Origin of the sequence: Streptomyces sp. TLI_55 (assembly GCF_900206255.1) — a bacterium.
Classification (GTDB): Bacteria; Actinomycetota; Actinomycetes; order Streptomycetales; family Streptomycetaceae; genus Streptomyces; species Streptomyces aquilus.
Genome location: NZ_OAOJ01000001.1, coordinates 5,455,614 through 5,481,196 on the forward strand (window position 1 = coordinate 5,455,614; position 25,583 = coordinate 5,481,196).

The 25,583-nt window shown below is 69.1% G+C and carries 24 protein-coding genes and 1 pseudogene; 19 read left to right on the forward strand and 6 right to left on the reverse strand.

Annotated features, from left to right (window positions below):
- Positions 1–63: 63 nt before the first annotated feature.
- Positions 64–1,263, forward strand: a complete 1,200-nt coding sequence (gene mqnC, locus CRP56_RS25175; protein WP_097267608.1) for a cyclic dehypoxanthinyl futalosine synthase — start codon at positions 64–66, stop codon at positions 1,261–1,263.
- Positions 1,263–1,712, forward strand: a complete 450-nt coding sequence (locus CRP56_RS25180) for an imidazolonepropionase-like domain-containing protein (protein ID WP_097267610.1) — start codon at positions 1,263–1,265, stop codon at positions 1,710–1,712. The genes mqnC and CRP56_RS25180 overlap by 1 nt, the downstream gene beginning before the upstream one ends.
- Here the strand turns inward: CRP56_RS25180 and CRP56_RS25185 are convergent.
- Positions 1,709–2,692 (reverse strand): chitinase, encoded by a 984-nt coding sequence (locus CRP56_RS25185; protein ID WP_097267612.1) that lies wholly within the window; start codon positions 2,690–2,692, stop codon positions 1,709–1,711. The two genes, CRP56_RS25180 and CRP56_RS25185, sit on opposite strands and share 4 nt — an antisense overlap.
- 360 nt (positions 2,693–3,052) lie before the next feature.
- Between CRP56_RS25185 and CRP56_RS25190 the strand changes: the two are divergent.
- Both CRP56_RS25190 and CRP56_RS25195 read left to right on the forward strand, forming a co-directional pair.
- Positions 3,053–3,559 (forward strand): annotated as a pseudogene (locus tag CRP56_RS25190) (acyltransferase family protein); the annotation flags it as partial.
- 22 nt (positions 3,560–3,581) lie between these two features.
- Complete coding sequence (locus CRP56_RS25195) at positions 3,582–4,277, forward strand: demethylmenaquinone methyltransferase (RefSeq protein WP_097267617.1); 696 nt, start codon at positions 3,582–3,584, stop codon at positions 4,275–4,277.
- Here the strand turns inward: CRP56_RS25195 and CRP56_RS25200 are convergent.
- Both CRP56_RS25200 and CRP56_RS25205 read right to left on the reverse strand, forming a co-directional pair.
- Entirely contained in the window at positions 4,264–4,575 is a 312-nt protein-coding gene (locus tag CRP56_RS25200) for a PASTA domain-containing protein (protein WP_097267619.1), read from the reverse strand. The genes CRP56_RS25195 and CRP56_RS25200 overlap by 14 nt on opposite strands.
- Before the next feature lie 113 nt (positions 4,576–4,688).
- Positions 4,689–5,213: a GNAT family N-acetyltransferase gene (locus CRP56_RS25205; protein WP_097274445.1), complete on the reverse strand. Its 525-nt coding sequence runs from the start codon at positions 5,211–5,213 to the stop codon at positions 4,689–4,691.
- Between the two features lie 97 nt (positions 5,214–5,310).
- On the opposite strand from CRP56_RS25205, the gene CRP56_RS25210 reads away from it, so the two are divergent.
- A complete protein-coding gene (locus CRP56_RS25210) occupies positions 5,311–6,621 on the forward strand; it encodes a geranylgeranyl reductase family protein (protein ID WP_373559679.1) in 1,311 nt (436 codons plus the stop codon).
- Here CRP56_RS25210 and def read toward each other — a convergent pair whose 3' ends face one another.
- Positions 6,622–7,245 (reverse strand): peptide deformylase, encoded by a 624-nt coding sequence (gene def / locus CRP56_RS25215; protein WP_097267621.1) that lies wholly within the window; start codon positions 7,243–7,245, stop codon positions 6,622–6,624.
- Positions 7,246–7,395: 150 nt separating this feature from the next.
- Positions 7,396–8,214 carry a C40 family peptidase gene (locus tag CRP56_RS25220; RefSeq protein WP_097267624.1) on the reverse strand — a complete coding sequence of 273 codons (819 nt, stop codon included), beginning with the start codon at positions 8,212–8,214 and terminating at the stop codon, positions 7,396–7,398.
- A 725-nt stretch (positions 8,215–8,939) separates the two neighbouring features.
- Between CRP56_RS25220 and CRP56_RS25225 the strand changes: the two genes are divergently transcribed.
- From CRP56_RS25225 to nuoN, 14 genes are read left to right on the forward strand one after another with little or no spacing between them, the layout of a single operon-like run.
- Positions 8,940–9,299: an NADH-quinone oxidoreductase subunit A gene (locus tag CRP56_RS25225; protein WP_007383963.1), complete on the forward strand. Its 360-nt coding sequence runs from the start codon at positions 8,940–8,942 to the stop codon at positions 9,297–9,299.
- Between the two features lie 14 nt (positions 9,300–9,313).
- Entirely contained in the window at positions 9,314–9,868 is a 555-nt protein-coding gene (locus tag CRP56_RS25230) for a NuoB/complex I 20 kDa subunit family protein (protein WP_030494814.1), read from the forward strand.
- Positions 9,865–10,611, forward strand: coding sequence for an NADH-quinone oxidoreductase subunit C (locus CRP56_RS25235; protein WP_097267626.1), 747 nt, complete (start codon positions 9,865–9,867; stop codon positions 10,609–10,611). The genes CRP56_RS25230 and CRP56_RS25235 overlap by 4 nt, the downstream gene beginning before the upstream one ends.
- The gene (locus CRP56_RS25240; protein ID WP_097267628.1) at positions 10,608–11,942 is read left to right on the forward strand and encodes an NADH-quinone oxidoreductase subunit D; all 1,335 of its coding nucleotides are present in this window, start codon (positions 10,608–10,610) and stop codon (positions 11,940–11,942) included. The genes CRP56_RS25235 and CRP56_RS25240 overlap by 4 nt, the downstream gene beginning before the upstream one ends.
- Positions 11,939–12,856 carry an NADH-quinone oxidoreductase subunit NuoE gene (gene nuoE, locus CRP56_RS25245; protein WP_097267630.1) on the forward strand — a complete coding sequence of 306 codons (918 nt, stop codon included), beginning with the start codon at positions 11,939–11,941 and terminating at the stop codon, positions 12,854–12,856. Before CRP56_RS25240 ends, nuoE begins: the two co-directional genes overlap by 4 nt.
- Positions 12,856–14,205 (forward strand): NADH-quinone oxidoreductase subunit NuoF, encoded by a 1,350-nt coding sequence (gene nuoF, locus CRP56_RS25250; RefSeq protein ID WP_059192992.1) that lies wholly within the window; start codon positions 12,856–12,858, stop codon positions 14,203–14,205. Before nuoE ends, nuoF begins: the two co-directional genes overlap by 1 nt.
- Positions 14,202–16,706 (forward strand): NADH-quinone oxidoreductase subunit G, encoded by a 2,505-nt coding sequence (locus CRP56_RS25255; RefSeq protein WP_097267632.1) that lies wholly within the window; start codon positions 14,202–14,204, stop codon positions 16,704–16,706. Before nuoF ends, CRP56_RS25255 begins: the two co-directional genes overlap by 4 nt.
- A complete protein-coding gene (nuoH, locus tag CRP56_RS25260; protein ID WP_097267634.1) occupies positions 16,703–18,070 on the forward strand; it encodes an NADH-quinone oxidoreductase subunit NuoH in 1,368 nt (455 codons plus the stop codon). The genes CRP56_RS25255 and nuoH overlap by 4 nt, the downstream gene beginning before the upstream one ends.
- A complete protein-coding gene (gene nuoI, locus CRP56_RS25265; RefSeq protein ID WP_097267635.1) occupies positions 18,063–18,665 on the forward strand; it encodes an NADH-quinone oxidoreductase subunit NuoI in 603 nt (200 codons plus the stop codon). Before nuoH ends, nuoI begins: the two co-directional genes overlap by 8 nt.
- A complete protein-coding gene (locus CRP56_RS25270; RefSeq protein ID WP_097267638.1) occupies positions 18,662–19,501 on the forward strand; it encodes an NADH-quinone oxidoreductase subunit J in 840 nt (279 codons plus the stop codon). Before nuoI ends, CRP56_RS25270 begins: the two co-directional genes overlap by 4 nt.
- Positions 19,498–19,797, forward strand: coding sequence for an NADH-quinone oxidoreductase subunit NuoK (gene nuoK / locus CRP56_RS25275; protein ID WP_003974374.1), 300 nt, complete (start codon positions 19,498–19,500; stop codon positions 19,795–19,797). Before CRP56_RS25270 ends, nuoK begins: the two co-directional genes overlap by 4 nt.
- 15 nt (positions 19,798–19,812) lie before the next feature.
- The gene (nuoL, locus tag CRP56_RS25280; RefSeq protein ID WP_097267640.1) at positions 19,813–21,777 is read left to right on the forward strand and encodes an NADH-quinone oxidoreductase subunit L; all 1,965 of its coding nucleotides are present in this window, start codon (positions 19,813–19,815) and stop codon (positions 21,775–21,777) included.
- A 5-nt stretch (positions 21,778–21,782) separates the two neighbouring features.
- Entirely contained in the window at positions 21,783–23,354 is a 1,572-nt protein-coding gene (locus CRP56_RS25285; RefSeq protein WP_097267642.1) for an NADH-quinone oxidoreductase subunit M, read from the forward strand.
- Positions 23,351–25,000 carry an NADH-quinone oxidoreductase subunit NuoN gene (gene nuoN / locus CRP56_RS25290; protein WP_097267645.1) on the forward strand — a complete coding sequence of 550 codons (1,650 nt, stop codon included), beginning with the start codon at positions 23,351–23,353 and terminating at the stop codon, positions 24,998–25,000. The genes CRP56_RS25285 and nuoN overlap by 4 nt, the downstream gene beginning before the upstream one ends.
- Before the next feature lie 63 nt (positions 25,001–25,063).
- On the opposite strand, the gene CRP56_RS25295 is transcribed toward nuoN, so the two are convergent.
- The gene (locus CRP56_RS25295) at positions 25,064–25,552 is read right to left on the reverse strand and encodes a hypothetical protein (RefSeq protein ID WP_097267647.1); all 489 of its coding nucleotides are present in this window, start codon (positions 25,550–25,552) and stop codon (positions 25,064–25,066) included.
- Between the last annotated feature and the right edge of the window lie 31 nt (positions 25,553–25,583).

Consider the following 25,583-nt stretch of genomic DNA (forward strand, 5'->3'; position numbering starts at 1 on the left):
GGCTGGCCGGGTCCGCGCACATGGATGCTTCCGTCCACAACCCTTGACGAAAGGGACGCTCCGGTGACCGAGAAGGCCGACCTTCAGTCCGTCCTCGACCGCGCCGCCGCCGGTGGGCGGATCACCCCTGAAGAGGCGCTCGACCTCTACCGCGACGCCCCGCTGCACGCGCTGGGAGCCGCCGCCGACGCGGTACGACGCCGGCGGTACGCGGGTACGGAACACATCGCGACGTACATCATCGAGCGGAACATCAACTACACGAACGTGTGCGTCACGGCGTGCAAGTTCTGCGCCTTCTACGCGCCGCCGAAGGACACGAAGAACGGCTGGACGCGCGACCTGGACGACATCCTGCGGCGCTGTGCCGAGACCGTCGAGCTCGGTGGCACGCAGATCATGTTCCAGGGCGGGCACCACCCGGACTACGGCGTGGAGTACTACGAGAAGCACTTCGCCGCCATCAAGGAGGCGTTCCCGCAGCTCGTCATCCACAGCCTGGGGGCGAGCGAGGTCGAGCACATGGCCCGCATCTCCAAGGTGAGTGTGGAGGAGGCCATCCAGCGGATCCACGCCGCCGGTCTCGACTCCTTCGCCGGCGCCGGCGCGGAGCTGCTGCCGGAGCGGCCGCGCAAGGCCATCGCGCCGCTGAAGGAGTCCGGCGAGCGCTGGCTGGAGATCATGGAGACGGCCCACCGGCTGGGCGTCGAGTCCACCTCCACCATGCTCATGGGCACGGGCGAGACGAACGCCGAGCGCATCGAGCACCTGCGGATGATCCGTGACGTACAGGACCGGACCGGTGGCTTCCGGGCCTTCATCCCGTACCTCTACCAGCCGATGAACAACCACCTCAAGGGCCGCACCCAGGCCACGATCTTCGAGTACCTGCGGATGATCGCGGTCGCCCGGCTCTTCATGGACAACATCGCCCACATCCAGGGCTCCTGGCTGACCACGGGCCAGGACGCGGGCCAGCTGACGCTGCACTACGGCGCGGACGACCTCGGCTCGGTGATGCTGGAGGAGAACGTCGTCTCGGCGGCCGGTGCCAAGCACCGCTCCAACCTCCAGGAAATGATCGACATGATCCGCACGGCGGGGCGGACCCCGGCCCAGCGCTCCACGACGTACGAGCACCTCGTCGTCCACGACGACCCGGCGAACGACCCGGTGGACGCGCGCGTGATGTCCCACATCTCGTCGACGGCGATCGAGGGCGGCACGGCTCACCCCGAGTTGAAGATCCTCGCGTCCAACTAGTGCGTACGCTGCATGCCGCCGACGAGGTGCGGCCCACGTGGACCGCTGCTGAGCCGATCAAGGACGGCGCGGTAGCGGTGGAGCGGGACCGGGTCGCGGCCGTGGGCACGCTGGCGGAACTGCGCGAGCGGTTCCCGGACGCCCGGCTGCGGAGGTGGCCGGGCGTCCTGGGCCCGGCCCGTGTCCACGAGGGCCCGCTTCCCGACGCCCCGAGCCCACGCGAACGCATCCACGCCGTACTGAAGTCGGGTGCGGTGGCGGTCCTGGAGGAGTACGCCGATACGCCCGAACTCCGGGCGGCGGCCGACAGGAACGACGTGGTCGTGCTGCCGCGCACGCAGTCGGCGGCAATCCGCCAGACCGGCCGGGCGGACCTCGCCGTATTCACCGAGACCGGCGAGTGCATCGCCACGGTGTGTTCTGGCCGACTCGTACACAGACGCCGCTAACCCGCCAGCGCCTTCCCGAACGCCCCCGCCCCCTGCTCCACCCCACTGCAGTCGACCAACGCGTCCTCATCCCCCTCGCACTCCTGATCCCGGAACGTCGCCCACATCGACACCCACCCCACCCCCTTCTCCTCCGCGAACGCCCGCAGTTGAGCGGCATCGGACAGCGTGAACGTCTCCCCGTCCACATCGTTCGTGCCGATCATCGACGTGAGCGCCATCCCACCCCACGCGGTCGCGGCGGACGTACCGAAGACGTCCCGCAACTGCGTGTGCGCGGCCTTCGCCGCGGTGATCGCGTAGTCGCCCATGTCCCCGTCGTACGACTCCGCGTAGTTCATGGTCATGAGATTGACCGTCGAGACCTGCACCGCACTGTTGTCGGCGGACTCCAGCAACGCGAGGGCGTCGTCATCCAGCCCCGCCAGCATCACGGGCAGCGTGAAGGCCACCGTCACCTCGCCACGCTCCTCCTGAAGCAGCGCTATCGCCTCCGACCGCAGCTCCACCGAATCGGAGTCGGTCAGCGCGTCGCCCTCGATGTCGAAGTCGGCCTGTGTGGAACCGGCCGCGTCGAGGGCGTCGCCGTACGCCTCCGCCAGCTCCTCCGCACTGTCGCAGACCTCCGCCAGCTCCTCACCGGACGCTCCGCCGAAGGAGACGCGGACGCTCGCCCCGTCCTCCTTGAGCGCTGAAATCCGGGACGCCGAAGCCGAGTTGTCGATCGCCGTTGTGCCGTCCCACTTCGGGGTGCAGCTGCTGCCGTCCGAGATCACGAAGGCCAGGTTGTACGTCGTCGGCGCCCCGGCGGAGTCGGTGCCGGAGGCCTCGGTGGCGCTGACGTAGGGGGCGTACGCGGTGACGGACGAGGTCGGCGACGGTGCCGCCTCGGACGCGGCACCGGTGTCCGCCGTGCACCCCGCCGTGGCCAGGGCGAACAGGCAACTCAGCCCCGTCACCGGCCTCAGGAAACGCCGCATCGCGCATGCACCCGCTCTCGTGTTTTCCGCCTCAGGACGGAACAAACCGTGTTTCTGAAGGGGAAATGTCTCATACGCGTCTCACATGAGAGCCCGGGTTTTCGGCACATAAAGCCTCCTAGCATCCGGGGAATGCATTCCGAGCCTGCCATCGAAAACCGCACCCCGCTTGGTCGCCGTCGCAAACGTGGCAACGGGTCCGTCGGTGAGGGACCCGTGTTCGTCGACACCTCCGGACGCCGCTCGAAGCTGCTGCGCCGGATCGGTCTCCTCGTCGGCGTGCTGTGTCTCGGGTACGCCGTCGTGCTGGGCCTGGCGTTCCTGGGAGTCGGTACGTCGAGTCCGTCCTCGCTGCTGCCCTTCGGCTGGATCCTCGGCTTCGCGCACCGCGACGGGGTGCTGGACCGGCTGCGGCCCGCGGTGGTCCTGCTCCTGTCGTCGGCCGCGATCGGCTACGGCGGCTGGTACGCCTTCACCCACCAGGGCGGGATCGGGACGTACGACCTCGACGAGATCCCGCTCGCGCAGGCCTTCTGGTCGGCCGGGTCCGTGATGCTGCTGTTCTGGGCGAAGGCGTACTTCGGGATCGACTTCGCGTGGCTGACCCGCTTCAAGCGGCTGGACAGGATCGTCACGATCTTCAACGCGCGGGCCGTGACGATCTACCTCTGGCACGAGATCGCGCTGATCCTCGCCGTAGCGCTGATCGACGAGTTCTGGAACGTCCCGGCCTTCGAGAAGTACCTGCCGCTGGAGAGCCAGTGGTTCATGTTCGGGATCGGCTGGGTGCTGATCGCGGTGTTCGTGCCGGCCTGCGGATGGGTGGAGGACGTGGCGGCGAAGCAGAGGCCGCGACTTGTTCCCTGAGGGCGGCTGCAAGAATGGGCCCGTGACCCGCGCTTCCCTGAACAAGCAGCCGCACGAAGTCGCCTCGATGTTCGACGACGTGGCGGAACGGTACGACCTGGCGAACGACGTGCTGTCGCTCGGCCAGGACCGGATGTGGCGCAGGGAGGTCGCGAAGGCGGTCGACGCCCGGCCCGCCCAGAAGATCCTGGACCTGGCGGCCGGTACGGCGACCTCCTCACTGCCGTTCGCGCGGACCGGGGCGTACGTCGTGCCCTGCGACTTCTCGCTCGGCATGCTCCAGGTCGGCAAGAAGAAGCACCCGTGGCTGCCGCTCACGGCCGGCGACGCGACGAGGCTGCCGTTCAAGGACGACACCTTCGACGCCGTCACCATCTCCTTCGGGCTGCGCAACGTGCAGGACGTCGACGCCGGGCTGCGCGAGATGTACCGGGTGACCAAGCCCGGCGGCCGGGTGGTGATCTGCGAGTTCTCGCACCCGACCTGGGCGCCCTTCCGCACGGTCTACACCGAGTACCTGATGCGCGCCCTCCCGCCGGTCGCGCGCGCGGTCTCCTCGAACCCCGACGCGTACGTCTATCTCGCCGAGTCGATCCGCGCCTGGCCCGACCAGCCCGCACTCGCCGGGCAGCTGCAGAAGGCCGGCTGGTCGAAGGTGGCGTGGCGGAACCTGACGGGCGGGGTCGTGGCCCTGCACCGGGGCTTCAAGCAGAGCTGACCGTCACGTACGGGTCGCCCGGCTCGTCCAGCTCACGCTGGAGGCCTCCCGTGGGGGGCCCGGGGATGCGCGGCTCGCGCACTCCGCCGCCGCCTTCCCCTTCGCCGAAGTCGAACCACACGTAGATCACGGAATCTCGCGGCACCTCGGCATTGGGCTGCGGGTACTGCCGTACGACGTACTCGACGACGGTCTGACGGAAGTCGGGCCGGTCCGGAGCGTTCAGGAAGAGGCCGGTCGCCTCTGCCGTCCGGCGCGCGTCCATGGCCATCAGGCCGACCAGTCGCGGTACGCGCACTTCGGGTGTTTTTTGCGGTGTTATGCGCACAGATGTCACCCCCAGCGGTATCTGAAGGGTAACCGCCCGGGGGTGCCGTCCGGAAGCGTCAAGTGGCTATCTGTGACAGTTGATTACTTTGAGTGACCGCCTCGCAGGTCGAGGCGGAAGCAGAGCGCGTCCTCCGGGAGCCGCGGGTGCGGGAAGGTCTCCGCGAGCTCCATGCCGAGGCGCCGGGTGACCGCGACCGAGCGCTCGTTGCCCGGTCTGACCATCGCCACCACGTCCGGCACGCCCGCCGCCCGGAGCCGTTCCAGCGTCTCCCGCGCGGCGGCGGTGGCGTACCCCTTGCCCCAGTACGCCCGCCCGAGCCGCCAGCCGATCTCGATCTCGCCCTTCGGCCCCCACTCCTGCGGCCACGGCTGGGCGCCGGTGAAGCCGATGACCCGGTCGTCCTCGTCGAGCATGGTCCACAGACAGAAGCCCAGCTCGGCGTCGTGCCGGCGCTGGCGGGCGGTGAGTTCCTCGTAGACGTACAGCTCCGCCGAACGGCCGCCGTGGAACTCCATGACGTCCGGGTCGTCGAAGAGCCGGTGCCAGGCGACGGCGTCCTCGTCGGTGGGGACACGCAGCCTTACTACGGGGAGAGCTCGGTTCACGGGGCAGCCCTTCAGCCGGGTGATCAATCGTGCTGAATAGACTGCCCATGTCCAGTGCTAGTCGGCACGCAGATTTCGAACTTGGGGAGATCCCGCCGTGACCGCCGTGACCGAGCCCCACCCCGAGCCCCTTTCCGAGAACACCGCCGACGTCATCGTCGTCGGCGCGGGGCCGGCCGGCTCCACGACCGCGTACTACCTCGCCAAGGCCGGTCTCGACGTCCTCCTGCTGGAGAAGACGGCGTTCCCGCGCGAGAAGGTCTGCGGCGACGGCCTCACCCCGCGCGCCACCAAGCAGCTCGTCGCCATGGGCATCGACATCTCCGAGGAAGCCGGCTGGCTGCGCAACAAGGGCCTGCGCATCATCGGCGGCGGCGTCCGGCTCCAGCTCGACTGGCCGGAACTCGCCTCCTTCCCGGACTACGGCCTCGTCCGCAAGCGCGACGACTTCGATGAGCAGCTCGCCCGGCAGGCCCAGAAGGCGGGCGCCCGGCTGTACGAGCGCTGCAACGTCGGCGCCCCGATCATCGACGACCGCACCGGCCGCATCACCGGCGTCCACGCCAAGCTCGGCGACTCCGGCGAGAAGCGGGAGGTCACCTTCCACGCGCCGCTGGTGGTCGCCGCCGACGGCAACTCCACCCGCCTCTCCCTGGCGATGGGGCTGCACCGCCGCGAGGACCGCCCGATGGGCGTCGCCGTACGGACGTACTTCGAGTCGCCGCGCCACGAGGACGACTACCTGGAGTCCTGGCTGGAGCTGTGGGACCGCCGCGGCCCCGAGCCGCGCCTCCTGCCGGGCTACGGCTGGATCTTCGGCATGGGCGACGGCACGTCCAACGTGGGCCTCGGCGTCCTCAACACCTCTGACTCCTTCAAGGAGCTGGACTGGCGCGAGGTGCTGAAGGCCTGGTGCGCCTCGATGCCGGAGGAGTGGGGCTACACGCCGGAGAACATGACCGGCCCGATCCGCGGCGCGGCCCTCCCCATGGCCTTCAACCGCCAGCCGCACTACACGCGCGGGCTGCTGCTCGTCGGCGACGCCGGCGGCCTGGTGAACCCCTTCAACGGCGAGGGCATCGCCTACGCCATGGAGTCCGGCCAGATCGCCGCCGACGTCATCGTCCAGGCCCACGCGCGGGCCACGCCGGCCCAGCGTGAGATCGCGCTCCAGCGCTACCCGCAGGTCCTCAAGGACACCTACGGCGGCTACTACACGCTGGGCCGCGCCTTCGTGAAGCTCATCGGCAACCCGAAGGTCATGAAGATCGCGACCCAGCGCGGCCTGACGCACCCTCTGCTCATGAAGTTCACCCTGAAGATGCTGGCCAACCTCACCGACCCGACGGGCGGCGACGCGATGGACCGGATCATCAACGGGCTGAGCAAGGTGGCGCCGAAGGCGTGACTAGCCGTTGAGTGCCTCGATGTTGGCGGTCCGGCGGGCGAACACCTCGTCCCGCCGGTCCGCCACCTGCCGCAGCGCCTCCTTGCGGTCCCGCCGGGAGAGCCGGTCCAGGTAGACGTGCCCGTCGCAGTGGTCCGTCTCGTGCGCCAGGCACCGGGCGAAGTACCCCGTGCCCTCGATGACGAGCGGCGCCCCGTCCCTGTCGTACCCGCGCACGACGGCCCGTTCCGGGCGCGGTACGTCCATCACGGCGCCGGGGACGGACAGGCAGCCCTCGTGGTCGTCGAGGAGCCTGCGGCCGGCCGGGGCCTCGTCGAGCACGGGATTGACGACGTGACCGACGTGCCGGTTGCCGTCGTCGTCCGGGCAGTCGTACACGAACAGCCGCAGATCGACGCCGACTTGGTTCGCCGCGAGACCGGCCCCGTCCGCGATGTACATCGTCAGGAACATGTCGTCGATCAGGGCGGCGAGATCCGGCCCGAACTCGGTCACGTCCCGGCACGGCTTGTGCAGGACCTGCTCGCCGACCTCCGTGACGCGCCGCACCTTTCCGCGGCGGGCGTCGGGCGCGAGGCGCGGATACGAGTCAACGGGCCTGCCTTGTACGAACACGCTGGGCATGAGTGAGTCTCCTGTCGTCTGAGGAGGGACGACAGCAACAGATCACACCCGGCCGGCCGAGGGCCAGACCGGTTTCGGCGCAAGCGGAAGGGCCGCTGCCCCCGAGCGGCTGCGGCCCTTCCGACGTTCTGTGCGCGCGTGCGCGTTTTGTCAGAGTACGCGCACCGCACCCGTCGCCGGGTAGCCCGACAGGTCCTGGATGACAACGCCCTTGGACGGGTTGGCCGCGTCCAGGTACTGGCCGTTACCGATGTAGACGCCCACGTGGTACGCGGAGCCCTTGGCGCCCCAGTACAGGATGTCGCCGACCTGCAGGTTGGACAGGGACACGTCGGTGCCGGACATCGACTGGTCCTGCGAGACGCGCGGCAGGTCGACGCCGACCTGCTTGAACGCGGCCTGGACCAGGCCGGAGCAGTCCCACGCGTTGGGGCCGGTGCCGCCCATGACGTAGGCGTCGCCCACCTGGGCCTTGAGGAAGGCGATGACGGTCGCGACGGAGCCGCTGGCGGGCGCCGAGACGGTCGTGGACGCGGAGAGGGTGGTCCGCTCCGAGGAACGCGAGGCGGCGGCCTCGGCAGCGGCCTTGCGGGCCTCCTCGGCCTTCTTCTTGGCTTCCGCCTTCTTCTTCGCCTCGGCGAGGTCCTTCTTGGCCTCCTTGGCGGCCGCGGCGGCGGCCGCGTCACGCTCGGCCTGCAGCTCGTAGTTCGCGGCGGCCTGCTGCGTGGCGTCCGCGGACTGGGCGACCTGCGCGGCCAGGTCGGCCGTGAGGGTGGGCAGTTCGAGCGTCTGCGTCGTCTCGGCGGCGCTCGCCGAGGCCGACGCGCCCGCCGCCGCCATGCTGAGAACGCCACCGGCGACACCGGCACGCACGGCGAGCGAAGTCGTCGCGCTGCGGCGGGGTTTCCGGTGGCTGCGTATGTGAGCGGTGTGGGACATGAGAACAACCGGTATCAGGGGCTCCTCCATACCTTCAAGAAACGTGGCTTGCGCCACAGTTGTTCAACCGGCCCCTCGAATTCCGGGCGTGGCGTTCTTTATTGACGCCGTAACGGACATTGCGGGCACAGCCCATCATGGCCGTGATCACGGTCTTTCATCGTTACGCCCGAATTGCCCCGCGCCTACCATCGGTTGGGACCGGTGGCCAAGCCCGGTTCTCAGAGGTCTCTCATCGATGTGGTGGAGGTCACGCAACGGTTACGGCAGCGGCTGCGTCACGCGCGCACCACTCGCCGTCACCCGCTCGTGAACGCGCGCACGCGTCCACATCGCGCCCCGCGACCCCCTCCCAGGTGTGAATGCCGCGCACTATCAAGTGCTGGCGTCCAGCACCAATTTGCATGCACGAGAAGTCTCTTGATATGGAGACGCCGCTCCCGCACCCCGTTTCAACTGCGCCGACGAGCCAAAATGTCACCTCTGGTGATCGCTCGGACGCTTCACGTATGAAGATCACCGCTCATCCGACTTCATGATCCTTCGTCAGGTGGTGGAGATCACAAAGCTTGTGCAATACCCCGTGTCGCAGATCACAGACCGGCGGGCATAAGATGCGGGTCAGTTGGGCTTGTGACCTGCTTCACATGTTCGCGATCTTCGTCGGGACGAACGGGGTTCGTGGGGCGCGTGAGGCGGAAGTGAACCCGACGCCATCGCCAGCAGTCAGTGCCGACTGAGAGGAGCGAGGAGCGGTGAACGCGTATGCGCCCATCCTCGTACTGGGAGCCCTCGGGGCAGGCTTTGCGATCTTCTCCGTGGTCATGGCCACGCTGATCGGTCCGAAGCGGTACAACCGGGCCAAGCTCGAGGCCTACGAGTGCGGGATCGAGCCGACCCCCACGCCGGCCGGCGGCGGGCGCTTCCCCATCAAGTACTACCTGACGGCGATGCTCTTCATCGTCTTCGACATCGAGATCGTCTTCCTCTACCCCTGGGCCGTCACCTTCGACGCCCTGGGTGTTTTCGGGCTCGTGGAGATGCTGCTCTTCGTGCTCACCGTCTTCGTCGCGTACGCGTACGTATGGCGGCGCGGCGGCCTGGAATGGGACTGAGGGGCCTTTAACTCATGGGACTCGAAGAAAAGCTGCCGAGCGGTTTCCTGCTGACCACCGTCGAGCAGGCCGCGGGCTGGGTGCGCAAGGCGTCCGTCTTCCCGGCCACCTTCGGCCTGGCCTGCTGCGCCATCGAGATGATGACGACCGGCGCCGGACGCTACGACCTGGCCCGCTTCGGCATGGAGGTCTTCCGCGGCTCACCCCGCCAGGCCGACCTCATGATCGTCGCCGGCCGGGTCAGCCAGAAGATGGCGCCGGTGCTGCGCCAGGTCTACGACCAGATGCCGAACCCCAAGTGGGTCATCTCCATGGGGGTCTGCGCCTCCTCGGGCGGCATGTTCAACAACTACGCGATCGTGCAGGGCGTCGACCACATCGTCCCCGTCGACATCTATCTCCCCGGCTGCCCGCCGCGGCCGGAGATGCTCATGGACGCCATCCTCAAGCTCCACCAGAAGATCCAGGGCTCCAAGCTCGGCGTGAACGCCGAGGAAGCGGCCCGGGAGGCGGAGGAAGCGGCGCTCAAGGCCCTGCCCACGATCGAGATGAAGGGGCTGCTGCGATGAGCGACGCGAACGGGGCGTCGAACGGCGTCAACCCCGAGAAGGACCTGGGCGCCTCCAACCTCCCCGGCCAGCGCGGCGACGGCGGCGAGGAGATCCGCGTCCAGCGCGGCATGTTCGGCGCCGACAACGGCGGCGACACCTCCGGCTACGGCGGCCTGGTCCGCTCCATCCGGCTCCCGGGGGCGGCCACCCGCCCCTACGGCGGCTGGTTCGACGAGGTCGCCGACGAGCTGGAGGGCGCCCTGGAGGAACAGGGCCTCCTGCCCGACAACGCCATCGAGAAGACGGTCGTCGACCGCGGCGAGCTCACCTTCCACATCGAGCGCGAGCACCTGCTGCGCGTCGCCCGCACCCTGCGCGACGACCCGGCCCTGCGCTTCGAGCTCTGCACGGGCGTCAGCGGGGTCCACTACCTGCACGACAAGGGCCGCGAGCTGCACGCCGTCTACCACCTGCGCTCGATCACCCACAACCGGCTGATCCGCCTGGAGGTCAGCGCCCCGGACGCCGACCCGAAGATCCCGTCCCTGGTCTCCGTGTACCCGACCAACGACTGGCACGAGCGCGAGACCTACGACTTCTTCGGGATCGTCTTCGACGGTCACCCGGCCCTGACGCGGATCATGATGCCGGACGACTGGCAGGGCCATCCACAGCGCAAGGACTACCCCCTCGGCGGCATCCCCGTCGAGTACAAGGGCGCCCAGATCCCGGCTCCGGACCAGCGGAGGTCGTACTCGTGAGCACTTCGCACGCATCCGCCGCCGCTTCGGCGCGCGAGACCACCGAGGGCACCGTCTACACGGTCACCGGTGGCGACTGGGACGAGGTCGTCCAGTCCGCGGCCCGCGCCGACGACGAGCGCATCGTCGTCAACATGGGCCCCCAGCACCCGTCCACCCACGGAGTGCTGCGCCTGATCCTGGAGATCGAGGGCGAGACGGTCACCGAGGCCCGCTGCGGCATCGGCTATCTGCACACCGGCATCGAGAAGAACCTCGAGTTCCGCACGTGGACGCAGGGCACCACGTTCGTGACGCGCATGGACTACCTGACGTCCTTCTTCAACGAGACCGCCTACTGTCTCGCCGTCGAGAAGCTCCTCGGCATCGAGGACCAGATCACCGAGCGCGCCAAGATCATCCGGGTGCTCCTGATGGAGCTGAACCGGCTCTCCTCACACCTCGTGTGCATCGCCACCGGCGGCATGGAGCTCGGCGCCACCACGATCATGATCTACGGATTCCGTGATCGTGAAATGATTCTCGACATCTACGAGCTCATCACGGGCCTGCGGATGAACCACGCGTACATCCGCCCCGGCGGACTCGCGCAGGACCTGCCGCCCGGCGCGGTGGACCACATCCGCGAGTTCGTGAAGAAGATGAAGAAGAACCTCCCGGAGTACGACAAGCTCGCCACCGGGAACCCCATCTTCAAGGCCCGTATGCAGGACGTCGGTTACCTCGACCTGGCCGGCTGCATGGCCCTCGGCGCCACCGGCCCGATCCTGCGCTCCACCGGTCTGCCGCACGACCTGCGCAAGTCGCAGCCCTACTGCGACTACGAGACCTATGACTTCGAGGTCCCGACCGCCGACACCTGCGACTCCTACGGGCGGTTCCTGATCCGCCTGGAAGAGATGCGCCAGTCGCTGCACATCGTCGAGCAGTGCCTGGACCGGCTCCAGCCCGGCCCGGTCATGGTCGCCGACAAGAAGATCGCCTGGCCCGCCCAGCTCGCGCTCGGCCCCGACGGACTCGGCAACTCCCTCGACCACATCAAGAAGATCATGGGCACCTCCATGGAGGCCCTGATCCACCACTTCAAGCTGGTCACCGAGGGCTTCCGCGTACCGCCGGGACAGACGTACGCGGCCGTCGAGTCACCCAAGGGCGAGCTCGGGGTGCATGCCGTGTCCGACGGCGGCACCCGCCCCTTCCGGGTCCACTTCCGCGACCCGTCCTTCACCAACCTGCAGGCCATGGCGGCGATGTGCGAGGGCGGCCAGGTCGCCGACGTCATCGTCGCCGTCGCGTCCATCGACCCCGTGATGGGAGGCGTCGACCGGTGACCACCTCTTCTTCGGAGCGGGGCGTCAGCCTGGGCATGCCCGAACTGCCCGCGCCCGCCTACCCGGACGACGTCCGAGCCCGGCTGGAGACGGACGCGCGCGAGATCATCGCCCGCTACCCCGACTCCCGGTCCGCGCTCCTTCCGCTGCTGCACCTCGTGCAGTCGGAGGAAGGCCATGTCACGCGCACCGGGATGCAGTTCTGCGCGGACATCCTCGGCCTGACCACGGCCGAGGTCACCGCGGTCGCCACCTTCTACACCATGTACCGGCGCCGGCCGAGCGGCGACTACCAGGTCGGGGTCTGCACCAACACCCTGTGCGCGGTGATGGGCGGCGACGCGATCTTCGAGTCCCTCCAGGAGCACCTGGGCGTCGGCAACGGCGGGACCACCGAGGACGGCAAGGTCACGCTGGAGCACATCGAGTGCAACGCGGCCTGCGACTTCGCGCCGGTCGTGATGGTCAACTGGGAGTTCTTCGACAACCAGACCCCGGGCAGCGCCAAGCGGCTCGTCGACGACCTGATCGCGGGCCGTCCGGTGCAGCCCACGCGCGGGGCGCCGCTGTGCACCTTCAAGGAGACCGCGCGGATCCTCGCCGGCTTCCCCGACGAGCGGCCAGGGGCCGTCGAGGCAAGCGGCGCAGCCGGACCCGCATCGCTGGTGGGCCTCCGCCTGGCCAGGGGAGAGGCCGCACCCGCGCGCGTGGTCCATCCGCGCGACGGCGGTCCGCACGACGCCGGCTCACCTGACGCCGGTGCGCACGACGAGCCGCAGGACAGGGCGCAGCAGGACCGCGCCGTGCACGAGCCGTCACCGACCGAGCACCTGAGTTCGCACGACGCGCCGCAGGACACATCGGCCTCCGACCCGACCCACCCGGCGGGGCCTGTCGCCGAGGAGGGGGAGTGATGACCTTGGCACCCGAGCTGAAAGACACCAGCCCCGAGAAGCTGCTCGCACCCGTGCTGTCGGCCTTCTGGGACGAGGACAGGTCCTGGACGCTGGACGTCTACAAGAGGCACGAGGGATACGAGGGCCTGCGCAAGGCGCTCGCGATGTCACCGGACGACCTGATCGCGTACGTCAAGGACTCCGGTCTGCGCGGCCGCGGCGGCGCTGGATTCCCCACGGGAATGAAATGGCAGTTCATTCCCCAGGGGGATGGAAAGCCGCACTATCTAGTTGTCAACGCCGACGAATCGGAGCCCGGAACCTGCAAGGACATTCCGCTCCTCTTCGCGAACCCGCATAGCCTCATCGAGGGCATGATCATCGCGTGTTACGCCATCAGGTCGTCGCATGCCTTCATCTATCTGCGCGGTGAAGTGGTGCCAGTGCTGCGGCGGTTGCATGCGGCCGTGAGCGAGGCCTACGCGGCCGGCTACCTCGGGAAGGACATCCTGGGCAGCGGGCTCGATCTCGACATCACCGTGCACGCGGGCGCGGGCGCGTACATCTGCGGTGAGGAGACCGCACTCCTCGACTCGCTCGAAGGCCGCCGTGGTCAACCGCGGCTCCGTCCCCCCTTTCCTGCGGTCGCAGGCCTCTATGCCTGCCCGACTGTGGTGAATAACGTCGAATCGATCGCGTCGGTTCCCGCGATTCTGCACCGGGGCAAAGAATGGTTCCGGTCGATGGGAAGCGAGAAGTCCCCGGGCTTCACGCTCTATTCGCTCAGCGGCCACGTCGCCAGCCCCGGCCAGTACGAGGCCCCGCTCGGCATCACACTGCGCCAGCTGCTGGAGATGAGCGGCGGCATGCGACCCGGGCACCGGCTCAAGTTCTGGACGCCGGGCGGCTCCTCGACGCCGATGTTCACCGACGAGCACCTCGACGTCCCTCTTGATTACGAAGGAGTGGGTGCCGCGGGTTCCATGCTCGGCACCAAAGCGCTGCAGTGCTTCGACGAGACCACCTGCGTCGTCCGCGCCGTCACCCGCTGGACCGAGTTCTACGCCCACGAGTCCTGCGGCAAGTGCACGCCCTGCCGCGAAGGCACCTACTGGCTCGTCCAGTTGCTGCGTGACATCGAGGCCGGCAAGGGCGTCATGTCCGACCTCGACAAGCTGAACGACATCGCCGACAACATCAACGGCAAGTCGTTCTGCGCCCTCGGCGACGGCGCCGCCTCGCCGATCTTCTCCTCGCTGAAGTACTTCCGCGAGGAGTACGAGCAGCACATCACGGGCCGCGGCTGCCCCTTCGACCCGGCCAAGTCCACGGTCTGGGCCGACTCCCGCACGGAGGTGAACGCATGACCGTGACCACCAACGCTCCCTCCGGCGGGGGAGAGGCGGCGGTCCCGCCGGAAGATCTCGTGACGCTGACCATCGACGGCGCCGAGATCAGCGTGCCCAAGGGCACCCTGGTCATCCGGGCCGCCGAGCAGCTCGGCATCGAGATCCCGCGCTTCTGCGACCACCCCCTGCTCGACCCGGCCGGCGCCTGCCGCCAGTGCATCGTCGAGGTCGAGGGCCAGCGCAAGCCGATGGCCTCCTGCACCATCACCTGCACCGACGGCATGGTGGTGAAGACCCACCTCACCTCGCCGGCCGCCGAGAAGGCGCAGCACGGTGTGATGGAGCTGCTCCTCATCAACCACCCGCTGGACTGCCCGGTCTGCGACAAGGGCGGCGAGTGCCCCCTGCAGAACCAGGCGATGTCGCACGGGCAGGCCGAGTCCCGCTTCGAGGGAAAGAAGCGGACGTACGAGAAGCCGGTGCCGATCTCCACGCAGGTGCTGCTCGACCGTGAGCGGTGTGTGCTGTGCGCCCGCTGCACCCGGTTCTCCAACCAGGTCGCGGGCGACCCGATGATCGAGCTGGTCGAGCGCGGCGCGCTCCAGCAGGTCGGCACCGGTGAGGGCGACCCGTTCGAGTCGTACTTCTCCGGCAACACCATCCAGATCTGCCCGGTCGGCGCGCTCACCTCGGCGGCGTACCGCTTCCGCTCCCGCCCCTTCGACCTGGTGTCCTCCCCGAGCGTGTGCGAGCACTGCTCCGGCGGCTGCGCCACCCGCACCGACCACCGGCGCGGCAAGGTCATGCGCAAGCTCGCCGCCAACGACCCTGAGGTCAACGAGGAGTGGATCTGCGACAAGGGGCGGTTCGCCTTCCGGTACGCGCAGCAGCGTGACCGGCTGGAGACGCCCCTGGTGCGCAACCCCGAGGGTGACCTCGTCCCGGCCTCCTGGCCGGAGGCGCTGGAGATCGCCGCGCAGGGGCTGCTCGCCTCGCGGGGCCGGACCGGTGTGCTGACCGGTGGCCGGCTCACCATCGAGGACGCCTACGCGTACAGCAAGTTCACGCGCGTGGCGCTCGACACCAACGACATCGACTTCCGCGCGCGCGTGCACAGCGGCGAGGAGGCCGACTTCCTGGCCGCCCGGATCGCCGGCCACGGCCGCGACCTCGACGGTACGGGCGTCACGTACACCGCGCTGGAGAAGGCACCCGCGGTCCTGCTGGTCGGGTTCGAGGCCGAGGAGGAGGCGCCCGGCGTCTTCCTGCGGCTGCGCAAGGCCTGGCGCAAGCACGGACAGAAGGTCTTCTCGCTGGCCACGTACGCCACGCGCGGCCTGACCAAGGCGGGCGGCACGCTGCTGCCGGCGGCTCCCGGCACCGAGACCGAGTGGCTGGACGCGCTCGCGAGCGGCGTCGGCCTGGAGGCGGGCGGCGCGAAGGCCGCCGAGGCGCTGCGGGCCGAGGGCGCCGTCATCGTCGTCGGCGAGCGGCTGGCCGCCGTGGCAGGCGGACTGACCGCCGCCGTACGGGCCGCCTCCGCGACCGGCGCCCAGCTGGTGTGGATCCCGCGCAGGGCGGGGGAGCGCGGTGCCGTCGAGGCCGGTGCGCTGCCGACGCTGCTGCCGGGCGGCCGCCCGGCCACCGACCCGCGCGCGCGTGAGGAGGTCGCCGCCGCCTGGGGTGTCGCCGACCTCCCGCACCGCTACGGCCGGGACACCACGCAGATCATCGAGGCCGCCGCCACCGGTGAGCTCCAGGCGCTGCTCGTCGCCGGTGTCGAGGTCGCCGACCTGCCCGACCCGGCACGCGCGCGTGAGGCGCTCGGCGAGGTCGGCTTCCTGGTGTCGCTGGAGCTGCGGCCCAGCGAGGTCACCGAGCTCGCGGACGTCGTCCTGCCGGTCGCCGCCGTCGCCGAGAAGGCCGGCACCTTCCTCAACTGGGAAGGCAGGGTGCGCTTCTTCGAGGCCGCGCTCAAGCCCGACCAGATGACCCGCCGCCTCGCGCCGACCGACGCGCGCGTGCTGCAGATGCTGGCCGACGCCATGGACGTCCACCTGGGTCTGCCGGACCTGCGGACCGTGCGCGGCGAGATCGACCGGCTCGGCGCCTGGGACGGCCCGCGGGCCACCGAACCGCTGGAGACCGGCGCCCAGTTGCCGCGGCCGGCCGCGGGTGAGGCCGTCCTCGCCGGACACCGGCTGCTGCTCGACCAGGGCCGCCTCCAGGAGGGCGACGAGGCGCTCGCCGGGACCCGGCACGCGGCCCACGCGCGCGTGTCGGCCGCGACCGCCGCGGAGGTCGGCGTCAAGGACGGCGACGTCCTGGCCGTGACCGGCTCCTCCGGAGTCGTCGAACTCCCGCTCCAGGTCACCGAGATGCCCGACCGCGTGGTCTGGCTGCCGCTGAACTCCGTGGGCGGGGGCGTCGCCTCCGACGCCGGTGCGCTGCCCGGCTCTCTCGTCCGCATCGGCCCGGCGACGCCCGCAGCCGAAGCCCCCAAGGAGGTGGAGGCATGAGCCCGTCCCTCGCGGCGGAAGACCTCTCGATGTTCGGCACCGACCCCTGGTGGCTCGTCGTCGTCAAGGCCGTCTTCTGCTTCGCGTTCCTGATGGTGACCGTGCTGTTCTCCATCGTCTGGGAGCGCAAGGTCGTCGCCTGGATGCAGCTGCGCATCGGCCCCAACCGGCACGGCCCCTGGGGCATGCTCCAGTCGCTCGCCGACGGCGTGAAGCTGATGCTCAAGGAAGACGTCATCGTCAAGCGCGCGGACAAGGTGGTCTACATCCTCGCGCCGATCGTCGCGGCCATCCCGGCCTTCATGGCGATCGCGGTGATCCCCTTCGGCCCGGCAGGCAACGAGATCTCGATCTTCGGCCAGCGCACCACGATGCAGCTCACCGACCTGCCGATCGCGATGCTCTACATCCTCGCGGTCGCCTCGGTCGGCATCTACGGCATCGTGCTCGCGGGCTGGAGCTCCGGGTCGACCTACCCGCTCCTGGGCGGCCTGCGCTCCTGCGCGCAGATGATCTCGTACGAGATCGCCATGGGCGCCGCCTTCGCCTCCGTCTTCCTCTACTCGGGGTCGATGTCGACGTCGGCGATCGTCGAGGCGCAGCAGGACCGCTGGTACATCGTTCTGCTGCCGGTCTCCTTCATCATCTACATCGTCACCATGGTCGGTGAGACCAACCGCGCCCCCTTCGACATGCCGGAGTCCGAGGGCGACCTCGTCGGCGGCTTCAACACCGAGTACTCGTCGATCAAGTTCGCGCTGTTCATGCTCGCCGAGTACGTGAACATGGTGACGGTCTCGGCGGTGTCCGTGACCCTCTTCCTCGGCGGCTGGCGGGCCCCCTGGCCGGTCAGCACCTTCTGGGAGGGCGCCAACCACGGCTGGTGGCCGCTGCTCTGGTTCGTCATCAAGGTCCAGCTGCTGCTGTTCTTCTTCATCTGGCTGCGCGGCACGCTCCCCCGCGTCCGCTACGACCAGCTGATGAAGCTCGGCTGGAAGGTGCTGATCCCGGTCTCCGTGGTGTGGCTGATGGCGGTCGCGACCGTGCGGACGCTCAAGAACGAGAACTACGACTTCGCGGACATCGCGCTCTACGTCGCCGGCGGTGTCATCGCCCTGCTGCTGCTCTCCTTCGTCGCGGACGTCTTCCGCGAGAAAGCGAAGTCGGCCGCACAGCCTGTGCAGGAGCCGGCCGGATTCGACCCGATGGCCGGCGGATTCCCCGTACCGCCGCTGCCCGGACAGGAGTTGCCGGCCGTGCCGAGGCGTCGTTCGCGGCAGGAGCGGGAGCTGATTGTCAGTGGTGGCGTGAATACTCAGAGTGACGACGGATCTCTGGATGGAAAGGAGGCGTCCGATGGCTGAGGAGCCCAAGGAGACCAAGCCCGGTTTCATGAATCCCGTCGCCGGCTTCGGCGTGACCTTCAAGGCCATGTTCAAGAAGCGGCTGACCGAGCAGTACCCGGAGCAGCAGAAGACCACCGCTCCCCGCTTCCACGGACGGCACCAGCTCAACCGCCATCCGGACGGCCTGGAGAAGTGCGTCGGCTGCGAGCTGTGCGCCTGGGCCTGCCCCGCCGACGCCATCTATGTGGAGGGCGCCGACAACACGGACGAGGAGCGCTACTCGCCGGGCGAGCGGTACGGCCGCGTCTACCAGATCAATTACGCCCGCTGCATCCTGTGCGGCCTGTGCATCGAGGCGTGCCCCACGCGCGCGTTGACGATGACCAACGAGTTCGAGCTCGCCGACTCCAGCCGCGCGAACCTGATCTACACCAAGGAGCAGCTGCTCGCCGGTCTGGAAGACGGCATGGTCGACACGCCCCACGCGATCTACCCGGGGACCGACGAGCAGGACTACTACCGGGGCCTGGTCACGGAGGCCGCGCCCGGCACCGTCCAGCAAGTGGCCGTCTCCAAGGGAGAGAGGCCCGACGAAGAGGAGGCGACGGCATGAGCAATCTCGCCGCCTACTCGACCTCCACGGGAGAGGCCTTCCAGTTCTGGGTCCTCGGTACGGTCGCCGTGCTCGGCGCCCTGGCCACCGTGTTCATGAAGAAGGCCGTGCACAGCGCGCTGTCGCTCGCCGGCACCATGATCATCCTGGCGGTGTTCTACCTCGCCAACGGCGCCTACTTCCTGGGCATCGTGCAGATCGTCGTCTACACCGGCGCGATCATGATGCTGTTCCTGTTCGTGGTGATGCTCGTCGGCGTCACGGCCGCGGACTCGCTGAAGGAGACCATCAAGGGCCAGCGCTGGCTGGCCCTGCTCTGCGGGCTCGGCTTCGGCATCCTGCTGATCGCGGGCATCGGCAACGCCTCCCTCAAGGAGTTCAACGGCCTGGCGCAGGCGAACGCGAACGGCAACGTGGAGGGCCTCGCGACCCGCATCTTCACCACGTACATCTTCGCCTTCGAAATCACCGGCGCCCTGCTGATCACGGCCGCCGTCGGCGCCATGGTGCTCACCCACCGCGAGCGCACCGAGCGCGCCAAGACCCAGCGCGAGCTGGCCGAGGAGCGCGTCCGCGCGGGCAAGCACGTACCGCCGCTGCCGGCCCCCGGCGTCTACGCCCGGCACAACGCCGTGGACATCGCGGGCCTGCTGCCCGACGGCACCCCGTCGGAGCTCACGGTCAGCAAGACGCTCCGCGAGCGCGGCCAGATCCGGGACGTCTCCCAGGAGGCGCTCAACGACCTCAAGGCGCTGGAGCAGCGCTCCGAGGAACGCCTGGAGCGCACCGCGATCGAGCCGGCCACCTTCAAGCGGGCCGAGGAGGCGTCGAAGTGAACCCCGTCAACTACCTCTACCTCGCGGCCCTGTTGTTCACGATCGGCGCCACCGGCGTACTGATCAGGCGCAACGCGATCGTCGTGTTCATGTGCATCGAGCTCATGCTCAACGCCTGCAACCTCGCGTTCGTCGCCTTCTCCCGGATGCACGGCAACCTCGACGGCCAGATCATCGCGTTCTTCACGATGGTCGTCGCCGCCGCCGAGGTCGTGGTCGGGCTCGCGATCATCGTGTCCCTGTTCCGTTCCCGCCACTCGGCCTCGGTCGACGACGCCAGCCTGATGAAGCTCTGAGGGGTCGGAAGAATCGTGGAGAACCTGATTGCGCTGCTGGTGGCGGCGCCCCTGCTCGGAGCGGCCGTACTGCTGTGCGGCGGCCGGCGCCTGGACCGCGTCGGCCACTGGATCGGCACCCTGCTCGCCGCCGTCTCCTTCGTGCTCGGCCTCGTCCTCTTCGCCGACCTGCTCGGCAAGAACGCCGAGCACCGGACCCTGACGAGCCACCTGTTCAGCTGGGTCCCGGTCGAGGGCTTCCAGGCGGACGTCGCCTTCCGCCTCGACCAGCTGTCGATGACGTTCGTACTGCTGATCACGGGCGTCGGCTCGCTGATCCACCTGTACTCGGTCGGGTACATGGAGCACGACGAGCGGCGCCGCCGCTTCTTCGGCTATCTGAACCTGTTCCTCGCGGCGATGCTGATCCTCGTCCTCGCCGACAACTACCTCCTGCTGTACGTCGGCTGGGAGGGCGTGGGTCTCGCGTCCTACCTGCTCATCGGCTTCTGGCAGCACAAGCCCAGCGCCGCCACCGCCGCGAAGAAGGCCTTCCTGGTCAACCGCGTCGGCGACATGGGCCTGTCGATCGCCATCATGCTGATGTTCACGACGTTCGGGACGTTCGCCTTCGGCCCGGTCCTCGGCTCGCACGAGAAGCCCGGACTCGTCACCGGCGCCTCCGAGGCCACGCTCACCGGCATCGCCCTGATGCTGCTGCTCGCCGCCTGCGGCAAGTCCGCCCAGGTGCCGCTGCAGTCCTGGCTCGGGGACGCGATGGAGGGCCCGACCCCGGTCTCGGCCCTGATCCACGCCGCGACGATGGTGACCGCGGGCGTCTACCTGATCGTCCGCTCCGCCAACATCTTCAACCTCGCCCCGGACGCCCAGCTCGTCGTCACCGTCGTCGGTGCCGTCACACTCCTGTTCGGTGCGATCGTCGGTTGCGCGAAGGACGACATCAAGAAGGCGCTGGCCGGCTCGACCATGTCGCAGATCGGCTACATGGTCCTCGCCGCGGGCCTCGGCCCCATCGGCTACGTCTTCGCGATCATGCACCTGGTGACGCACGGCTTCTTCAAGGCCGGGCTGTTCCTCGGCGCCGGTTCGGTCATGCACGGCATGAACGACGAGGTCGACATGCGCAAGTACGGCGGCCTGCGCAAGTACATGCCGGTCACGTTCGTGACGTTCGGCCTCGGCTACCTCGCCATCATCGGCTTCCCGGGGCTGTCCGGCTTCTTCTCCAAGGACAAGATCATCGAGGCGGCCTTCGCCAAGGGCGGCACCGAGGGCTGGATCCTCGGCGCCTGCGCCCTGCTGGGCGCGGCCATCACCGCCTTCTACATGACGCGCGTGATGCTGATGACGTTCTTCGGAGAGGAGCGTTGGCGCAACCAGCCGACGCGCTCCCCGGAGGCGGCCAGCGCGGAGCCCGCCGCCGAGCACCACGGCGAACACGCCGAGCCGCACCCGCACGAGTCGCCGCGGTCCATGACGATCCCGATGATCGTGCTGGCCTTCGGATCGGTCTTCGCGGGCGGCTTCTTCAGCATCGGCGACCGCTTCCTGCACTGGCTGGAGCCCGTCACCGGGCACAGCCACGGAGACGCGCCGATCAGCGCGGCCACGGTTACGGCGGCCACCGTGACGGTGATGGTCATCGGCGTCGCGATCGCCTGGCTCCAGTACGGCCGCCGCCCGGTCCCGGTCGTCGCCCCGCGCGGGTCGCTGCTCACCCGGGCCGCCCGGCGCGACCTGCTCCAGGACGACTTCAACCACGTGGTCCTGGTCCGCGGCGGCGAGCACCTCACGCGGTCCCTGGTCTACGTCGACCACACCCTGGTCGACGGAGTCGTCAACGGCACGGCGGCCTCGGTCGGCGGCCTCTCCGGACGGCTGCGCAGGCTCCAGAACGGCTTCGTGCGGTCGTACGCGGTCTCGATGTTCGGCGGTGCGGCGGTCCTCATCGCCGCGACCCTGCTGATGAGGGCGGTCTGATACCGATGTCCTTTCCTCTGCTGACAGCGACGGCGGCGCTCCCCGCGCTCGGGGCGGTCGTCACGGCCGCCGTGCCGGCCGCGCGGCGCACCGCCGCCAAGTGGCTGGCGCTGCTCGTCTCGCTCGCCACCCTCGCCCTCGCGATCATCGTTCTGGTCCGCTTCGACCCGGACGGCGACCGCTACCAGCTCACCGAATCCCACTCCTGGATCGCGGACTTCGGAGTCCGCTACGAACTGGGCGTGGACGGCATCGGAGTGTCGCTCCTCGCGCTCACCGCCCTGCTGATCCCCTTCATCATCCTGGCGGGCTGGCACGACGCCGACCCGCTGGAGACCGGCAGCAAGCGGTGGCGGCCGACGCAGGGCTTCTTCGCCCTGATCCTGGCCGTCGAGGCGATGGTGATCATCTCCTTCGAGGCCACCGACGTCTTCCTCTTCTACATCTTCTTCGAAGCCATGCTGATCCCGATGTACTTCCTCATCGGCGGCTTCGGGGACCGGGCCCACGAGCACGGTGAAGAGGCGGCGTCCACGCAGCGGTCGTACGCCGCGGTGAAGTTCCTGCTCTACAACCTGGTCGGCGGTCTGATCATGCTGGCCGCGGTGATCGGCCTGTACGTGGTCGCCGGGAACTTCAGCCTCCAGGAGATCGCCGAGGCGCGGGCCAACGGCTCGCTCGACATGGCGACCAACACCGAACGCTGGCTGTTCCTGGGCTTCTTCTTCGCGTTCGCGGTGAAGGCGCCGCTGTGGCCGCTGCACACCTGGCTGCCCAACGCGATGGGTGAGGCCACCGCCCCGGTCGCCGTCCTCATCACGGCGGTCGTCGACAAGGTCGGCACCTTCGCGATGCTCCGCTTCTGCCTCCAGCTCTTCCCGGAGGCGTCGAAGTGGGCGACGCCCGCGATCCTCGTCCTGGCGCTGATCAGCATCGTCTACGGGGCGCTGCTCGCCGTCGGCCAGCGGGACATCAAGCGGCTGGTGGCGTACGCGTCGATCTCGCACTTCGGCTTCATCATCATGGGCATCTTCGCGATGACCAGCCAGGGCCAGTCCGGCGCGACGCTCTACATGGTCAACCACGGTATTTCCACGGCCGCGTTGATGCTGGTCGCGGGCTTCCTGATCTCGCGGCGCGGCTCGCGGCTCATCGCCGACTACGGCGGTGTGCAGAAGGTCGCCCCGGTGCTCGCCGGCACCTTCCTGATCGGTGGCCTCGCGACCCTGTCGCTGCCCGGACTCGCGCCGTTCGTCAGTGAGTTCCTGGTGCTGGTCGGCACGTTCTCCCGCTACCCGGTGATCGGCATCATCGCCACCTTCGGCATCGTGCTCGCCGCGCTCTACACGCTCGTCCTCTACCAGCGGACGATGACGGGCCCGGTGAAGGCCGAGGTGTCCGCGATGCCGGACCTGCGGGTCCGTGAGCTCGTGGTCGTCGCGCCGCTGATCGTCCTGCTGATCTTCCTCGGGGTCTATCCGAAGCCGGTCACGGACATCGTCAACCCGGCGGTCAAGTCGACCTTGTCCGACGTACAGAAGAAGGACCCCCAGCCCGAGGTGGAGGCGGCCAAGTGAGCGCAACAGCCGTCCACAGCCTGTGGACAACCGCGGCCGATCCGATCTCGAAGATCGACGCGCCGAAGATCGAATACGGACAATTGTCGCCCACGCTGATCGTCGTCGGTGCGGCGATCATCGGGGTGCTCGTCGAGGCGTTCGTCCCGCGCAAGCAGCGGTACTACGTCCAGGTGTTCCTGTCCGCCGTGGCCCTGGCCGCCGCCTTCGCCGCGGTCGTCGCCCTCGCGGCCGACGGGTACGCGACGACGAAGGCCGGGATCGCGGCGATGGGCGCCATCGCCGTCGACGGACCGGCGCTCTTCCTTCAGGGCACGATCCTGCTGGCGGGCCTGGTCGGCCTGTTCACGTTCGCCGAACGCCGGCTCGACCCGGAGGCGCACGGCAACCGGGTCGACTCCTTCGCCGCGCAGGCCGCCTCCGTGCCGGGCAGCGACAGCGAGAAGGCGGCCGTCAAGGCCGGGTTCACCACCACTGAGGTGTTCCCGCTGCTGCTCTTCGCCGTCGCCGGCATGCTGATCTTCCCCGCGGCCAACGACCTGCTGACGCTGTTCGTGGCCCTGGAGGTCTTCTCCCTGCCGCTGTACCTGATGTGCGCGCTGGCCCGCCGCAAGCGGCTCATGTCGCAGGAGGCCGCGGTCAAGTACTTCCTGCTCGGCGCCTTCGCCTCCGCGTTCACCCTGTTCGGCATCGCGCTGCTCTACGGCTACGCGGGCTCGGTGTCGTACTCCACGATCGCGCAGGTCGTCGACGGCACGGTCACGAACGTCGACCCGGCGCTCGCGGACACCATGGGCAACGACGCGCTGCTGCTGGTCGGCGGCGCGATGATCGTGATGGGCCTGCTGTTCAAGGTCGGCGCGGTCCCGTTCCACATGTGGACGCCGGACGTCTACCAGGGCGCGCCGACGCCGGTGACCGGGTTCATGGCGGCGGCGACGAAGGTGGCCGCGTTCGGCGCCCTGCTGCGGCTGCTGTACGTCGTCCTGCCCGGCCTGCGCTGGGACTGGCGGCCGGTCATGTGGGCCGTCGCCATCGTCACCATGCTCGGCGGCGCGATCGTCGCGATCACGCAGACCGACATCAAGCGGCTGCTGGCGTACTCGTCGATCGCGCACGCGGGCTTCATCCTCGCGGGCGTCATCGCGACCACGCCGGACGGGGTGTCGTCCGTCCTCTTCTACCTGGGCGCGTACTCGTTCGTGACGATCGGCGCGTTCGCGGTGGTCACGCTGGTCCGCGACGCCGGCGGCGAGGCCACACACCTGTCCAAGTGGGCCGGGCTCGGCCGCCGTTCACCGCTGGTCGCGGCCGTGTTCGCGGTGTTCCTGCTGGCCTTCGCCGGCATCCCGCTGACCTCCGGGTTCGCCGGGAAGTTCGCCGTGTTCAAGGCGGCGGCGGAGGGCGGCGCGGCACCGCTGGTCGTGGTCGGTGTGATCTCGTCGGCGATCGCCGCGTTCTTCTACATCCGCGTCATCGTGCTGATGTTCTTCAGCGAGCCGCGGCCCGAGGGCCCGACGGTCGCCGTGCCGTCGCCGCTGACGATGGCGGCGATCGGCGTCGGTGTCGCGGTCACGCTGGTGCTCGGTGTGGCGCCGCAGTACTTCCTGGACCTGGCCAACCAGGCGGGAGTGTTCGTGCGCTGACCTGCGGGTCGGTGCGCAGGGCCCCGGTCTCCCCTCGTGGGACCGGGGCCCTTTCGCGTGCGCTCAGGCCGGGCACGTCACCCTCGGGTTGAGGGCCACGAAGAGCCCGTTGGGGTTGGTCTTGTAGATCCACGCGTGGAGCGAGTAGACGTGCAGGACCGTGTCGTGGGAGAAGGTCTCGCCGAACAGCGTCGGTGCCGTGGTCACGGCCGTGTCCGGAACGATCCACTCCACCCCGACCAGCTTGCGGGTGCTGGTGACGGCCCCGCCCTCGTACAGCAGGGCCTCGGGCTTGGCGGGGTCGACGGCTGGGTCGGTCAGCAGCGTGTTGTTGACGTAGTGGTAGCCCATGTTGGGCACGCATGTGTTGGTACGGGCGTAGCCCCCCGTGGGGGCGAAGGGCTCGTACGCGTACTTGCCGGTCGCCGCGTACGTGGGGACCAGTGCGGCCCAGGGGTCGTCCGCGGGCGCGGCCTGCGCGGGCGCGGCGGTCAGGGAGAAGGCACCGGCTATCGCCGCGGCGACGGCGGCCTTGAGGGGCCGAGAGAACATGCGGGGGCTCCTTGAAGCGGAAGTGGCGCGC

What these genes read in the sequence shown, in the direction of transcription:
- CRP56_RS25185 (WP_097267612.1), bottom strand. Translation starts at nt 2,692, where the DNA reads ATGCGGCGTTTCCTGAGGCCGGTGACGGGGCTGAGTTGCCTGTTCGCC.
- def (WP_097267621.1), bottom strand. Translation starts at nt 7,245, where the DNA reads ATGCCCAGCGTGTTCGTACAAGGCAGGCCCGTTGACTCGTATCCGCGC.
- CRP56_RS25220 (WP_097267624.1), bottom strand. Translation starts at nt 8,214, where the DNA reads ATGGAGGAGCCCCTGATACCGGTTGTTCTCATGTCCCACACCGCTCAC.
- CRP56_RS25230 (WP_030494814.1), top strand. Translation starts at nt 9,314, where the DNA reads ATGGGACTCGAAGAAAAGCTGCCGAGCGGTTTCCTGCTGACCACCGTC.
- CRP56_RS25235 (WP_097267626.1), top strand. Translation starts at nt 9,865, where the DNA reads ATGAGCGACGCGAACGGGGCGTCGAACGGCGTCAACCCCGAGAAGGAC.
- nuoF (WP_059192992.1), top strand. Translation starts at nt 12,856, where the DNA reads ATGACCTTGGCACCCGAGCTGAAAGACACCAGCCCCGAGAAGCTGCTC.
- CRP56_RS25255 (WP_097267632.1), top strand. Translation starts at nt 14,202, where the DNA reads ATGACCGTGACCACCAACGCTCCCTCCGGCGGGGGAGAGGCGGCGGTC.
- nuoH (WP_097267634.1), top strand. Translation starts at nt 16,703, where the DNA reads ATGAGCCCGTCCCTCGCGGCGGAAGACCTCTCGATGTTCGGCACCGAC.
- nuoI (WP_097267635.1), top strand. Translation starts at nt 18,063, where the DNA reads ATGGCTGAGGAGCCCAAGGAGACCAAGCCCGGTTTCATGAATCCCGTC.
- CRP56_RS25270 (WP_097267638.1), top strand. Translation starts at nt 18,662, where the DNA reads ATGAGCAATCTCGCCGCCTACTCGACCTCCACGGGAGAGGCCTTCCAG.
- CRP56_RS25285 (WP_097267642.1), top strand. Translation starts at nt 21,783, where the DNA reads ATGTCCTTTCCTCTGCTGACAGCGACGGCGGCGCTCCCCGCGCTCGGG.
- CRP56_RS25295 (WP_097267647.1), bottom strand. Translation starts at nt 25,552, where the DNA reads ATGTTCTCTCGGCCCCTCAAGGCCGCCGTCGCCGCGGCGATAGCCGGT.